General features: G+C 66.9%; 9 protein-coding genes. 1 reads left to right on the top strand and 8 read right to left on the bottom strand.

Annotation, left to right across the window (positions count from 1 at the left end):
- Positions 1–33: 33 nt before the first annotated feature.
- From ACF8O7_RS27390 to ACF8O7_RS27360, 7 genes are read right to left on the bottom strand one after another with little or no spacing between them, the layout of a single operon-like run.
- Positions 34–1842 (bottom strand): hypothetical protein, encoded by a 1809-nt coding sequence (locus ACF8O7_RS27390; protein WP_392444971.1) that lies wholly within the window; start codon positions 1840–1842, stop codon positions 34–36.
- A gap of 1 nt (position 1843) precedes the next feature.
- Positions 1844–2293 (bottom strand): hypothetical protein, encoded by a 450-nt coding sequence (locus ACF8O7_RS27385; protein ID WP_392444968.1) that lies wholly within the window; start codon positions 2291–2293, stop codon positions 1844–1846.
- Entirely contained in the window at positions 2290–4137 is a 1848-nt protein-coding gene (locus ACF8O7_RS27380) for a hypothetical protein (protein WP_392444965.1), read from the bottom strand. Before ACF8O7_RS27380 ends, ACF8O7_RS27385 begins: the two co-directional genes overlap by 4 nt.
- The gene (locus ACF8O7_RS27375) at positions 4134–5306 is read right to left on the bottom strand and encodes a hypothetical protein (protein ID WP_392444962.1); all 1173 of its coding nucleotides are present in this window, start codon (positions 5304–5306) and stop codon (positions 4134–4136) included. The genes ACF8O7_RS27380 and ACF8O7_RS27375 overlap by 4 nt, the downstream gene beginning before the upstream one ends.
- A complete protein-coding gene (locus ACF8O7_RS27370) occupies positions 5300–6163 on the bottom strand; it encodes a hypothetical protein (protein WP_392444960.1) in 864 nt (287 codons plus the stop codon). Before ACF8O7_RS27370 ends, ACF8O7_RS27375 begins: the two co-directional genes overlap by 7 nt.
- A 4-nt stretch (positions 6164–6167) precedes the next feature.
- On the bottom strand, positions 6168–7199 hold the full coding sequence (locus ACF8O7_RS27365; protein ID WP_392444957.1) for a hypothetical protein: 1032 nt from the start codon (positions 7197–7199) through the stop codon (positions 6168–6170).
- Positions 7200–7211: 12 nt separating this feature from the next.
- The gene (locus ACF8O7_RS27360; RefSeq protein WP_392444954.1) at positions 7212–8012 is read right to left on the bottom strand and encodes a hypothetical protein; all 801 of its coding nucleotides are present in this window, start codon (positions 8010–8012) and stop codon (positions 7212–7214) included.
- Positions 8013–8145: 133 nt separating this feature from the next.
- On the opposite strand from ACF8O7_RS27360, the gene ACF8O7_RS27355 reads away from it, so the two are divergent.
- On the top strand, positions 8146–8316 hold the full coding sequence (locus ACF8O7_RS27355) for a hypothetical protein (protein ID WP_013802118.1): 171 nt from the start codon (positions 8146–8148) through the stop codon (positions 8314–8316).
- Here ACF8O7_RS27355 and ACF8O7_RS27350 read toward each other — a convergent pair.
- Positions 8306–14269 carry an LPD38 domain-containing protein gene (locus ACF8O7_RS27350; RefSeq protein WP_392444952.1) on the bottom strand — a complete coding sequence of 1988 codons (5964 nt, stop codon included), beginning with the start codon at positions 14267–14269 and terminating at the stop codon, positions 8306–8308. The two genes, ACF8O7_RS27355 and ACF8O7_RS27350, sit on opposite strands and share 11 nt — an antisense overlap.
- Positions 14270–14430: the final 161 nt, after the last annotated feature.

Genomic DNA, 14430 nt, shown 5'->3' with positions numbered 1-14430 from the left:
GGCGCCCACAGGCGAACCCTAGCCGGGGGAGTATCAGATCTGACCGCTGTAGGTCCAGCTGACGCGGCCATCAATCTGGGCCTGAGCTGTCACCATCGACAAGGCGCTGGCCAGTTGCTGGGCCTTTGCAGTGAGGCCCACCTTCGCAGCCTCCATGCGCGCATCGTTGGCATGGGTGACGGCATCATTGTTGGTTCTGGCAACCTGGTACGTGATGTTCATCCCGGCTTCGTATTGCTTGATCTCGGACTCCCATCGACGCGCATACGATGCCGCCTGAGCCTCAGCGGCAGTTGCGCCGATGCGGTAGCCGTCGACAAGGATTGCGGACTGCCGGGCCGCGCTTTCGGCACGGGCCGTGGCGGCGGACAGGCGAGCTTTCCACCCGTCCCATTCGAGACCCTTGGCCGAGATCAGGGCCTGGTACCGGGCCACCTCGACGCGTGCCTGCTCGGCCTGGGCGCCCACCTTGGATGCATAGGCCTGCGTGAGCGCACGATAAGCGTCCACCTTCGCAGTCTCAGCTCCCACCTGGGTCTTGTAGATGTCAACCAGTGCTGTCTGTGCATTGACCGTGGCCACGAAAGCCTTGACCTCTTCGCCCCCAGCCTGGATGCGTGCGCGCTCGAGCTCGACAAGGGTCTGGGCCGCGCCCACGCGGGCCTTGTAGATCTCGACCACCGCCATGCGCCCGTCGATCTCGGCGCGGTAGCGATCCACCAGGGACTTGTTGATGTCGGCCTTGGTCTGCTCGGCCGCCAGCATGGCCTTGTAGACCTCGACCTTGTTGAGCTCGGCCCGGATCACCGTGTCATAGGCGGCAGCATAGGCTTGGTACCCTGCCAGCAGCGCCTTGTAGTGCTCGACCGCCGCATTGAAGGCGGCCAGGGCATTGTCTGCCGTGATCTTGGCGGTCTCGAACGCCAGCATCTCCAGCTTGTAGGCGTCGTCCAGCAGCGTAGTCTCCAACTGCAGGGCCTGGGTGATGGCGTCCATGACGTTCTGCTGCTCCATCTCGGCCTGCTTGATGGCCACATCCCGCGACAGGCCCGACAGCTTATCGTGGAACTCGCGGCGCGCGTCCGCCAGTTGGCCCGCCAGCGCGCCACTGGGCAGCGGAAAGCCCAGAGCTTCGGCGCCGCGCAACACCTCCTGCTCGCGCGCCAGCGCCAGCGCCGTTTCGCGATCGCGCGCACGATCCCAGATCTGCTGCTCGACCGCAGGGAGGATGCCGGTGCCGCCCTGCAGACGTGCATTGAGGCTGGCCTTCAGATTGTCCAGCAGCTGTGATGCGTACTTGGCTCCCGACTGGTACTGGAACGGCGTGGGCTGCAGCACGGACAGCGTGGGGATGTCGTCCAGCTTGGCAAGCCAGTCCTCATGCAGATTCACACCTGCAAACGTGTGCGTCTGCAACTGCAGGAATTCCGGCGCACCAGGCAGCACCACATCCGGCGCATCAGGCACGGCTACGTCCCGCAACTGAGGCAGTGTCGGCGCCTGGCCGATGGTCAAGACAGGGGCCTGCCCGAAGTTGAGTGTGGGCGGCACCACATCGAACCCGTCGATGGGCACGTCCCGTATCTGCGCCGACAGCGGCCCGGGCATGTCGGCGGGCTCCACAAGCGTCGCATCGGGCAGCGCTGGCATATCCGGGATGGGCGGCAAGTTCGGCGCAGGCAGCGTCTGCCACCGAACGTCGATCTGCGAAGGCTTGTAGAGGCTGTTCCTCAGATCGTCCGTGAAAGACGCAACTTCCTTGGAGGCGGCGTCAGCCATCGCCATGCTGCGCTCGTACTTGTCCTGGACGATCTCTGCGGGTCCATTCAGATCCAGTGCCATTTCATGCTCCTACGCGGCGGGTTTTGGACGAGACCGTCACGACTTCAATGCGGTCCAATGTGAAGGTTTGGCCGGCCGGCGTGCTCAGGCCGAAGCCCATGTAGTTCTGGCGGATGCCGCGGCCTGGCTGGCACCGCGTCTGGCCGGAGGCCACGAGGGGGAAGCTGTAGGCCCAGCGCTCCGCGTTCGGCCCAAGCACCGCGAACTGCGCGCAGCCGCGCCCCCGCATGGACAGATAGACCATCTCCAGGTGCTTTTTCAGGGTCGATTCGCGTAGCGTGGCTGGCAGCCGCAATTCGGCGACGATGGGTAGGCCATCGTCGGTATCACCGCTGGCCAAGGCATATAGGCCCGTGGCGCTGCCGCCATGGGTCGGCGTCAACGCATGGAAATCGTGGCGCGTGTACTCGGAAACTGCGCCGCTCAGGGTGTTGCAGACGAGGGTGTTCATACGGAAATCAGGCTTTCGTCGGTGCGCACGCGCGCCGTGTGGTCCATCGGCATCTTCATGATGGTGTGCAGTTCCCGGGCGCCGGTGTCGTCGGCAACAAAGATCCAGCTGCGCAGCACCGTCTGGCGGTCCTCTGCCGTGTACTGCATGAGATTGGCGCAGACAGCGCCGGTCCAGGGGTCTACCGCGGCCGACACTGCGAAATAGTGGGGATCAGCATCTGAAATATCGATGCTGGCGACGATCTGGCCCCGGCACTGCACGAGCACCTCCCCACGATTTGTGTAGACCGTGCCCTCCAGCCTGGATGGCACCGCGAGTGGATACCAATTGCCGTCAGATGTCTGAGCGGATTCATACACCGCCGAATAGTCGCCGCGTTGAATCTTCTGAGCCTGGATCACCAACTCTGTAGTGGGATCGAAAAACAGCACCTGCAGCATCTGCCAGGACTCTGCCCAGTCTCGGATGAATCCGGAGGCTTCATATGTGAGGGTCACGCCATCTGCGACGGTTCGCGTGACAAGCAATTCGCTACTGCTTTGCCCCGCCACGCTGGGGAATGTGATGTCGTGACCATTGATGCGGATGAGCCCCCCCGGATCCGAGTAGTCGCCCGTCAGGAACAGGCCCTCATTCTCAAGCGTGATCGGCCCCCGGATCGGGTCTACACCAATGACTTCGCCCGAAAATGACTCCCGGTATGTCCAGTGCTCCAGCCTCCCGCCCCCACCCAGCAGAACCTCGAAATCCCGCCCCTTGCCGTCGTAGCCATAGGTGGCATTGCCAAAGGAGATAGGGCCCATGCGGGTGCCCGTGATGTTGGGCTCCAGCTCAGTGCCGGTGTTGGTGGATTCCTCCCATCCTTCGATGCGAGAGCCGCGCTCTGAAGTGGCGACAATTGAAAGACTAGCATCGCCAACTGCCAGATCAACGAGCAGGAAATTTCCCAATACCGTGATGAACACAGCGCGCAACCGTTGGCCGTCTGCGCTGGAGGACAGCGAGTCCCATTTGACGGTGTGGCCTGCGGGAATGGGCAACGTGGCGACCAACTCCCCAACTGCGCCGCCTGGCGGGCGGTACTGCTGGCCCCACAACTCGATGCGCTGCGGTCCTCCTGCAAATTTGGCCACGGCCTGCATGATCCAAAGGGAGCCATTGGAGTGCTTGCGGAAAAATGGCAGTGGCTCGGCGTCGGATCGAAACTCAGCCACGGGGCGGCGCACGCTGTAGACACTGAATCCAGGCCCGTAGGTGCCATAGCGATAGGCGCGCATATTGGTGCCGCCCAGGGCATCGAAGCTCGGAGGGGGCGGCAACTGGAAGAAGGTGGATACCCCATCCACGCCGGTGAGGTAGAGGTCAGGCAGGCGTGTCTGAAACACGGCCTTGCCACCGTTGTATCCGTTGACCTTGCGAACACGCCAGCGCCCGGTACAGATGCGTGTGCCAGGAACTACTTCCGGCGTGAGGATGAAGGGCTGCGGGCTCGTCCCGTTGGAGTGCGTGAGCTCCGGCACAAGATCGCCTAGCAAGTCCACCATGGTGATGCCGATCCCGCTCTCGCGCTCGTTCGCTGCATCCTCCGGCCAGATCTCCATGGTGGTCGAGTTGCCGATGCGCACGATGCGATAGGCCGTGCCGTCGGGCAGCCGACCGGCCTCCACTGGATTGGGCACGACCGACAGCCGCGCCATCATGCAGAAGCGGTAAAAGGCCGCCTGAGCCATGCCAAGCTGGTTGGCCGAGGCCGGCGAGCCGTGTACGCGCAGCGCCGGCGGGGCCACCGCGCCGATGGGCACGCCGCCGGGCTTATAGGTGTGCGGGTCCCAGATGCTCATTGCGGCACCGCCAGATACTGCGGGATGTCATCAACCACCCGGAACGTGGCTGCGACTTCGGCCACGGCCCCAGGCATCTTGAAACGGTTGGCCGTAAGGCTGGCTGTCTGGCCGCCCGCAAAGCCGGCAACGATCTCGCCGCCTGCGATGCATACCATCGCCGGGCCTGTGCCCACACCATCGCCCAACTTCAGGTAGCGCCCCGGCGCCGCGACGGCTGATCCCGGCACGACAGGCCCAGTTTGGCGCTCCAGGTAGGCCAGTTGGTCGAAGGTGGTCCCCGACAGAAACACCAGATCCTCGGCCGTGCCCACATAGATGCCATCGTCCACGGGGACGATGCCGGTGATCGGCGCGGGCATGGGCCGGCAGTCTCGCCAGTCGGCAAGTTGCGGCGCCATAGGCCGGCTGGCCCACAGCACATTGCCCTGGGCGACAAGCACGCGCCCACGCCACGCGGCGGTGATGGTGCCCACGGGGAACGGCTGAGCGCCTAGCGTGCGGCAGGGCAGCACCAGGGCCGAATTGGGGCCGCCCACTTCAAAGCTGCTGCCCGTGGCAACGCCGGCCAGATAGGCACCCTCCCCGTCCTGGCCCGACAGGTACACGTTGAGCGCGTAGCCCTCGCGCACCGGCAAACCGTCCAGCCGCAGGCCGCCATCGGCGACATCGACGGGCGCGGAACTGATGGCTGGCCCTTCGAGCCGGTCAGCCAGGCGCACATGGCTGAGGTGGTAGCGGTACTGGCCCGGGTGCAACTGCCCGAAGGCCGCGTCTGGCGCGCCCAAGGATGCCGGCGTGGGCACGCTGCGCTCCTGGTTTGCCAAGCCATCGGTCACACCTTGGATCAGGCCGTTCGTCCAGGTCGTGCGGCCATCCGGCAGGTTGCAGTACCAGACCCGCTCAGGCCCAAGGGATGGGTGGATGACGTGGCGCGTGCCGTCGGGATGGATCGCTGTCAGCTGCGCGCCTACCGTGGCGAGCATGAAGCCGCGGGCCTGGTGCAGGTTCTTGTGGCAGAGGTCGGATACCTGGGTGATGCCGGCGCGGCGTGTGACCTCGCCCGTGAGCCCGATGTCCACGTTCTCGGCCGCCAGCAGCGCATCGCCGCCCAGGCGGTGCTCAGGCAGCACGTTGTTGATGCCGCTGATTTTTTCGAAGGTCAGCATGTGTTCTCCCTGGCCACAGCCGGCGCACCCAACTCCAGCGGGAATGCGGTACGAGCGCGAACAGTCATGGAAGGCAGACCGAGCGTGCCCAGCTCCAGGACATAGGCGCTGGCAGCCAAAAGCTGTGCCGTTGGCAATTCGATCCTGGCAGCGCCCGCGCGCACCAGATCAATGCCCTCGACCTGCAGCGCCACAGCCACCGATGGCATGCCCAATTCCAGAGGCCGGGCGGGGCTGGCCTGCAGGCGAATGCCCGCGGCAGGCATGCCGAGTTCCAATGCATGAACGCCCTGGGCCTGCAGCCGGATACCTGCGCCCGGCGCGCCCAGCGCCAGGGGATGCGCGCTGACGGCTTGCACCGTCACTGCGCCGGGCCGAGCCTCCGGCGTGCCCATCTCCAGCGGGCGGCCGCTGCGGGCCTGCACAACCTGGTCGGGTGCGACCTGCTCCAGTGCAATGACTGCGAAGTCCGTGCGCACGAGGTCCAGCCCTTCGATGCCCAGGGATGCGTCCAAGCCATTGCGCACGCGAGGCGCGCCCAACTCAAGCGGCTGCGCGCCTTGCGCCTCAAGCACCATCTCCGCCATAGCTCGCCCCGCTGTGACGAGATCAATGCCCGGCGGCTGCAGGGCCGTGTTGTAGCGCGCCGTGGCCTGCCCGGAGCTCACCAGATCCAGGCCTGGCGGGCGCAGGGGTAGCACGATGCGCGGCGTGCCCAGCTCCATCGGCTGCGCGCCGGCTGCCAACAGTGCAGGCACGGCGACGGCTTGGCCAAAGGTCACCAGGTCAATGCCGACCGTGGCCTCGCCAGCCTCCTCGCCATTGATGGCTGCGCCGTTGATGAGCGGGTAGCTCATGAGATCAGCCCTCGACGTAGAACCCGCGCCAGTAGAACCGGCCCGAGAAACGGCCACCAGCAGCAGGCGTGTCGACTCGGAAGGTCAGGGAATCCGACAACTGCCCGCCGACAGCGATGGGGATGCGGTGGGACTCGCCGCCGGCCGTGATCTGCGACAGCGAGACCGCATTGGCAAAGCGCGTTGGCCGCGCATCGGAAAACCCGAGGTCCGAACCGATGGAGACCGTTGGTGGCGTGCTGGCCGTCACCACGCTGGCGATGAACCCGACCTCCTCGACAACAATGCGCACGCCCTCCAGCCGCACCAGCAGGTCCACCGGCATCTGCACTGGCACCCAGTAGCCCAAGGACGGATAGGAGGGGTCCAGCGGCACATGCGTGCCCATGCCCTGGAAGTCCGGCACCGCATCCGCATACACCGCGTTCGATTGGTTGGTGCAGGCCCAGTACTGGCAGCCATCGGGTGTGCCCGGCACCACCACGTCCCCGTGGCCGAAGTTGCCCGCAGCCCAAGCCGGCGGCGTGCCCAGGTCCACGAACATTGAGCCGCCCACGATGGGCAGGCCGTTGCCCGCGCGATGCCAGTCGGACGTGGGGTTCGCCAACAATTGCGGCCATGCGCTCTTGAGAGCGGGATAGCCGAGCGCAGCGAACCGGTCAGCGCCGCTCAGGACCTGGCCGAAGAAGCCCGACTCTTGCATCTGCATGAAGGACTCCAGCATGCCCGCCGTGAGCCGCACGCTGACCTTGGCGCCAGCAGGCCAAGCCATGGGGCCGCCGGCATCCCATGGCAACTCGATCCCGCGATCTACCACAAGATTCACGCCGTCGATCTGGCGGATCCGCACCACCTCCCACTGTCCGGGCATGGTGGCGTCCGTGATGGTCGCGCGCAGGGAGCGCGTGCCGCTGGGGTTGGCAAAGCCGTCCAGGCCCGCGCCCGTGGTCACGATCGTGCCGTACCCCGGATCACCGCTGTCGTTGGTCAGGGCCGAGGCCAGCACGGTCTCGGCGTTGTTGGAGAACAGGTCCATGGCCCTGCCTCCTTACGCCGGCACCAGCGAGAAGATGCGCGCGGCGCCGTTGGACCACTGCACCACCAGGCCGCCGCCATTGGTGGCCAGCGGCAGGCCCAGCACATCCGTCACGCGCGCGATCAGCGGCGACGTGGCCGCCGTGCCCGTGTCCTTGTAGAGCACCACGCTGCCAATGGTCGAGCCGCTGGCAAGCGCGCCGAAGTTGGCATCGGCCGCGTCGAACAAGCCGCCCGTCACGGTCCTGCTGGTGAGCGCTTGGGCCGTGCCGATCACAGCACCGACATCGGGCAGGAACTCGTGGGCAGCGTCGTAGACGTAGGAGCTGGGCAACAGCGCCACCTTGATGTCGTCGGCAGAGAAGTTGATGGAGCCCGCCCACATCTTCTCGGCGCCCTTCGGGTAGATCGGCAGGGCGATGCGCGCGATCTTCTTGACGCCGTTGTCCCAGGGGATGGTCACGGCGCCGCCGTTGGTGGACATGGGCAGGCCTGTCACCGTGTCCAGGAAGAACAGCACCGGCGACGTGGAAGTGTTGCCCGTGTCCTTGAAGATCACGACCGAACCGATGGTCGAGCCTGGCGCCAGTGCGCCGAAGTCCAGATCATCGGCATCCAGCACGCCGCCGGTGATTGTCTTGTTGAGCAGGGTCTGCGCCGTGCCGATGATCGAGCCGAGCTGGCTCACGAACTCATGCGACACGCTGAAGGCGTAGCTGCTGGGCAGCAGCGCGGCCTTCAAGGTGTCGGTGGAGGCATTGATGGAGCCGGAGAGAAGCTTCTCCATGCCCTTCGGATAGCTGGTGTTCGACATTGGAAGCTCCTGCAGGTGTTGGCTGATGCAATACCTGCAGTGTTCCGGTGCGCGTCTGTATTGGCGAACCCTGGAGGGAGGATGCCGATGCACGAGGATTGCGCCTCGGATCCGCCCAGCCTACGATGCCCGCATGCCCGGCATCATCTTCTGGCTACTCGTCATAGCAGCCATCCTTTTCTTCAAGCTGACCACGCCCGCCGAGCGCCGCTCGATGATCGAGACCTACTGGCTGATCATCATCGGGCTCGGAGCCGTGGGCTTCATCTGGCAGTTCCTGCGCCAGGGCACGCTCAGTTCGTGAGCCCGGCCACGCGCTCGGCAATGGCGTTGCGGCGCTGCTCGATCTCGTTCAGGCGCTCGCGCTTGGCCTCCGCCGACAGCAAGCGATCCCCGTCGATCTTCTTCGCGCGCTGGCCCAGCTCTGCCATCTGCTGCTTGGCGACGTTGATGGCCATGCGGTTGCGCAGCTTCGGCCCCTCCTCTTCCTGGATGCTGCGCGCCAGCTCGACGTCGCCAGACTTGATCGCGGCCTGGTAGCTGGCCCAGGCCTGCTCCACATCCTTGGCCTGCTCGTACATGGTGGTGACGTAGCGGCTGGAGCCTGTGGGCAGCTCCTCGACGAAGTTGCCAGCAACGAAGGTGTCGCGCAGGCGCATGGCCGGGCGCTCGCCCCGGTCGAGCATGGGACGCGCGATGGCGTCCGTCGCACTGGTGCTGACCGTGGCCAACCAGCCGAAGTACCCGCGAAGCAGGAAGTCCACCTGTTTCGGGCTCAGGCCCGAGTACTCGCCCTTGGCCAAGCGCACCGGATCCGGCAGACCCCAGGAGCCCAGCAGGCGGGCCACTTCCGAGGTGCGCTCGTTGTACCGGTCCTGCGGGCGCAGGCGCTCGTCGGCCATGCCCTCGATGGCCCGGCCGCTGAAGCTGTCCTTGTTGGCGTATACGTCCAGGAAGGGCTTGATGGCCTGGGGCGTCGGGTCCATGGCGAAGGTGTTGAACACCATGTCGCTGATGCGCTGACCGAAGCGCTTGCCCGTCATCTCCTCGCTCATCATCAGCTCGGCCGTGCGCTCGGCCACCGTGCCGATGGCACCCACCTCAAAGGGCTTGGGGATGCGGAAGGCCTTGTCGCCGATCTTGAACCACCAGAAGTTGTCGCGGTCGAAGTCCTCGCGCTTCTTCCAGTCGTCGTCATCGGCGTAGGCGGCCAGCAGGCCCAGGCTGGCCAGCGACACGGCGCCGGCCATGGCAGCGAAGCGGCGCGGATCCTCCCCGGCGGCGCGCCCCAGCTTGTACAGGCCCTGCAGGCGCGCGTTCAGGAAAGGCACGGTCTGGGCCAGGAAACGCACCGTCTCCCATTTGCCGGACATGCTGAAGTCCATCAGGTCCCGGGCCTGGAAGCTGGCCTCGGCATGGCTCAGACCCTTGGCGCGCAGGCGCTCGTACAGCGCCGTGCGGTTCACGTTCTCGGTGCGGTCGCCGAATTCCTCGTACACCTCCCACAGAGAGCGCATCTGGTCCTTGAGCTTGTCGAAGCCCTGCTTGTCCAGCATGGTGCCGCCCAGGCGCTCGATCTGCCCGCGCAGCTGGTTGGTGTTCTCCTGCGTGCCGAACTTGATGATGCCGCCGCTGGCCAGCATGGAGGCGTAGGTCTGGCTGTTCTTGTCCGTGGCCTTCCAGCCCTTGGCGACGTTCTCCAGCGGGTTGTAGCTCAGGTCGCTCTGGGCGATGGCCGAGAGGCTGTCGCGGATCAGGTTGCGGATCTTGAAGGTGGGGTTCACCGTCACGCCGAAGGTGAGCAGGCGCTTGAACGGCGCCATGGCCTTGACGATGCCCGGTGGCGTGTAGCTCATGGCCGAGATGGCATCGACCAGCAGAGGGTCCTCGATGGCCCAGTGCTCAGCCACACCGTTGCGCATGACCTTCACCGACCCCTTGGTGTCCGCCGGCACGCGCTCGGCAGCGCCCATCTTCTCGGCCGCGTCCATGGTCTCCAGGGAGGCCCGGTTGCGCGCGGCGGCGGCGTACAGGTGGCTCCAGTTCATGAGCGTGTTCTGCAGCAGGTCGGCGTTGAGCTGCTGCGTCCCGCCCTTAAGCTTCTTCCAGGCCTGCTGGTTCACCAGCCCGGAGCTGAAGCGCGGGCCGCGCATGCCGCCTTCCTCCTCCATAAGGCGGTAGAACGGCACATAGGGCTGGTCCTTCATCAGGTCATAGGCGTCCTGGTCGATCAGGCCCGAGTCCCGCGCCACCTTCAGGCTGGCTTCATTGAAGGCGTTGAGCTCGCGCAGCGCTGCTGCGTACAGCGGCATGCGCGCCGTGCCATCGGCCATGCGGCCCGCATCCAGCGAGCGCAGGGCCGTGATGTCGCGGTCGGTCAGCAGGTTCTCCTTGCCCTCGGCCTTCAGGCGCTGGGCACGCTGGGCGGCCACCCACTGGAAGAATCGGTCGTGCTCGCCCTTGAGGCTGGCCAGCACCTTGGCGAAGCCGCCGTCCTTGATGTCCACGTCGGCCACGCCGTCGCGCAGGTAAGGCTTGCCGTAGAGCAGCGCCGCCTCCACAGCACCGTCGCTGCCCTTGGACAGGCGCGCCAGGATGTAGGCCTTCTCGCTGATCTCCTTGATGGGGGCGAACTGATCGACCAGGCCCTGGCGCAGCCGCGTGCCGAAGTTCTGGCGCATGGCCTGCGCACGCTCGGCCCAGGTCTGCTTCACCTGGACGCCGAAGGCATGCTCTGCGGCGCGGGCCTGCTCGGCGGTGTAGTCGCTGGCCGTGGGCGTGGCCGGCGCGGCGCGGCTGAACTGCACGCCCTGGGCGAAAGGCGCTGGCGCGGGCGCCGGTGCAGCCGGGGCTGCGGCTGGGCTGGATGCCTCCTGGGAGGTGGCAGCGCCGTCCAGCTCGCCAGCGAACGCGGGGTTCTCCCGCTGCGCGATGCCGAAGGCCAAGTTCACCAGGTCCTGGCTGGCGAAGTCGCTGCGGCTTCCCGCGATCTTGGCCCAGACCTGGCGCAGCACCTTGCGCACCTGGTCCAGCCAGCGCGCCACCGTGCCGGGCTTGGCCAGGGCATTGGGGCGCACGCCCATCTCCAGGGCAACCTGCACGGCGTAGGGGAACAGCTCCTGCGACGAGTAGGCTTGGGCATCTGCAGCGGCCGGCTGGGAATCGCGTACGCGCGCGGCGGCCTCGTTGTAGACCTGTCGCTCCAGGCTTCCCTCTGGCGCACTGGCCCAGCCGCCGATGGCGCCATGCAGCTGGTTCCAGCCCTCCTCGCCCAGCACCGCAGGTCCGTGCTTGTGCATCAGCTCGTGCGCCACCACGCCCAGCTCGTCGCCGGCCACGATGTGGTCGGAGATGATGAACACGGTCTTGGTGTTGGGATCGTAGAAGCCCTGGGCCTTGCCGCCACCCTCTGCGCCCATGGCCACGGGGCCGATCAGCGGCTCCCAGTTGGCGCGGATGTCGTCCGAGGTGGTGACCACGATGCGGCCCAGGCGGTTGGGCAGCATGCCCATGCCGCCGACCAGCTCGTTCACGGCCTGGCGCACAGAGGCGTTCGTGGCCGGATAGACCGGCGGGCGCAGGCGCCGGATGGCCTGGGCCAGTTCCTCGGGCATGCCACGGCTGAACTGCGCGGCTGTGCCCTGGTCTACACTGTCCGCGCCCCCCGCAGAGCGGATGGAAGTCAGGTCAGGGCCAGCGGCCCCGGCAGATGCGTCCACCCCTTGAGCTGCGGGGGGCATTTCGTTTTCGGGCGCCTGCAGCTGGCCGGCACGCGCCGCATCAGCGGCATCCACCTCAGCCAGGATCTGCGCCAGCCTCTTGCCCTTGGGATCTATTCCCAGACCCCGGGCCACGCGGCCGGCAGGAAGCGCGCTGGATCGCCAGTTGGCCGGGCGGGCCGCTGCTGCCTGCGCTTGTCCTTGCGAGCCTGGCGCCGCGCCGCCTTGCGCGCCATTGTTGAGAGTCGTGGTGCTGGCATTCGTCAGACCTTCCTGCGCTGCAGCAGCACCAGCAGCCGGCGCGCCTGGCGCTCCAGTTGCTTGCGGAGGTTGCGCGCCAGCTTGCTGGGCTTGATCGGCTTGCGGGGCAAAGGTCGCTCCTGTGGTTTGGGTCAGGGGGCCAGGCCCAGCGGCTTCCAGGGCTCCGGGTCCGGTCGAGGGAATGGCTGCTGGGGCGGCCACGGCGGCAGCTCGTGCCTGGGCACCTTGGGCATTTGCGATCTCCTGGGCGTGCAGCGCGGCCTGCTGGGTGGCGTCGAAGCCGGCATCAACAGCCATGGCGGCGCCGCGCGAGAGCGGGCCGTCTGCAGGGTTGATGCCCATGCGCTCGGACGGGCGCTGCAGCGGGCGCTGTGGAATCAGCGCCTCCATGGCGGCGTTGTCTGCGAAGAGGTCGACGGCTGGCGCACGGTCGGCTGGCAGCGGCGCAGGCTCGCCAACACCCCGGAACCCCATGTAGGCGTCCACCATGCGGCGCACGCGCTGCGTCTCGGCGGTGTCCAGCGGCTGCTCGTTGATGCGGGCCAGACGCTCGTTCAGGCCGCCCAGCACCTGCGCACTGTTCTCGGCCCCGCCATCCAGCAGGTTCTGCAGCCCGGACAAGATGCGGCCCGTGCGCACGCGGGCGTCCACGGCTGCGATACCGGCATCCTCGCTGGACTGCTGGAACTGGCCCTGCAGCTGCACGCCCATGGCATCGGCCGCCTGCAGCCCAGCACCAGGGGCTGGCGCACCAGCAGGATCAGCACCCACGTTCTCGGCCAGCCAGGCGTCTTCCATGGCATCGCGCACCGTGTCCACCGTCTGCTGGGTGGAGAACTGCGTGCCGCTGCGCACGGCGGCCTGGACTTCGGCCAGGTAGTCGGGGCCTGGCGCCTGGGGCGCGCCGTCGCCGTAGTTCTCCCACCAGCGGCGGGCCTGCTGTGCAGCTGGGTCGTTCACCTCGCGGATGGACTGGCCCATGATCCTGGCCCGGGCTTCCTCCCGCTGGTCCTCGGGCAGGTTGGCCAGGTAGCTCTCCACCTCGCCCACGCGGCCGACACTGCCATCAGGGAAGGAGATCAGGCGCTCGGGCGGCTGGTTGCCCAGTTGCAGGGGCTCTGGCCGTGTGCGCTGGTACAGGTCAGGATTGAAGGCTCGGTGCAGCGCATTGGCCGCAGCCTCCCGCTCGGTCACGGACAGGCTCTCATCCGTGGCGCGCGCCAGCATGTCGCGGTATTCCTGCTGGCTCTCGGGCAGGACCATCTGGTCGATGGTGGCGGCGTAGCTGCGCACGTCGGGCAGCGTGTCCTGGACCTGCTGCTCGCCCTGCTGCGGCTGCTGGGCCCGCGAGTGACCGCCGGTCAGCAGCGAAGTGCCGGCGCCTGTGACGCCGCCCAGGGCCGCGCCCATGCCGGCAGCCGCCGCCACGCCCTTCGAGGGATCGATGCTCGGGTCGAACGGCATGGCCGCCCGCTGGCCCTCGTACTGGGTGACGCCCTCTTCCAAGCCTTCCTGCGCCGCCTCGCTGGCCCCGGTCTTCAGGGCACGCGCTGCAGCACCACCAGCAAAGCCCTTGCCGCCGGCCAGCAGCCGCTCAGCACCGAAGGCACCACCAGCACCACCGATCACAGCCGGCAGCACGCTGGCACCGCGCGCCGCAGAAACAGCTTGGTCCTCTGTGGCGCCGCCCTGCTTGGCCAGGTCGTAGGCCGTGCCAGCAGCATCACCACCAGCCATCGCAGCACCAGCAGCAACACCGCCCGCGCGCCCGGCCATCTCCACGGCCTTGCCGCCAAGGCCAGCAGCGCGGCCAACCAGCCCGGCACCCTTCACCGCCAGGCCAGGCCCAGCGAACGAACCTGCCGCCTGCGCCGCAGCCAGCAGCGGGTTCTGCGCCACGTACTTGCCCACGGCCGCCAACTCGCCGCCAACACCATCAGCGTCCTGCACCTCCTGGCGGAACTGCTGCTTCGAGGCCTTGACCACATCGCTCTGCGCAGCTTCGCCGGCCTGGATGATGTTCTTGTCGATCCAGCCCGAGACATCGTTGCCGGGCTTCACGAAGTTGGCCGCCGCCGAGACACCGCCGGCTGCCGCGTTCGCTGCCTCGATGGCCGTGTCGTTCAGGACGGCCAGGGGGTTGCGGGACTTGGTTTTGGCAGAAGGGAGCCCGAACGCGTCTTCATAGGAGAAGCTGCCGCCCTGCTGTTGTGCAGTGCTGCCGCCGGCGGATGGAGGACCGAAGGCCTCCTCATAGGAGAAAGAGCCATTTGCCATGCCTCAGTCTCGCCACAGAGACCGAGGCAAGCGAACCCTGCAGGGGGTACGCTCAGACGAAGAAAAACCCGCAGGTGCGGCCCGAACGACGGTGCAGCAGAAGTGATTCCCACCGCATCCGCTACACCTCAAGTAAGGTGACTACTCCCACTGGGGGACGT

The sequence above is a fragment of the Delftia sp. WSY_16 genome (genome assembly GCF_043104415.1).
Lineage (GTDB): Bacteria > Pseudomonadota > Gammaproteobacteria > Burkholderiales > Burkholderiaceae_C > Comamonas > Comamonas tsuruhatensis.
The sequence above is the reverse complement of the archived record's forward strand: the minus strand, read 5'-3'. Positions and strand labels throughout refer to the sequence as shown.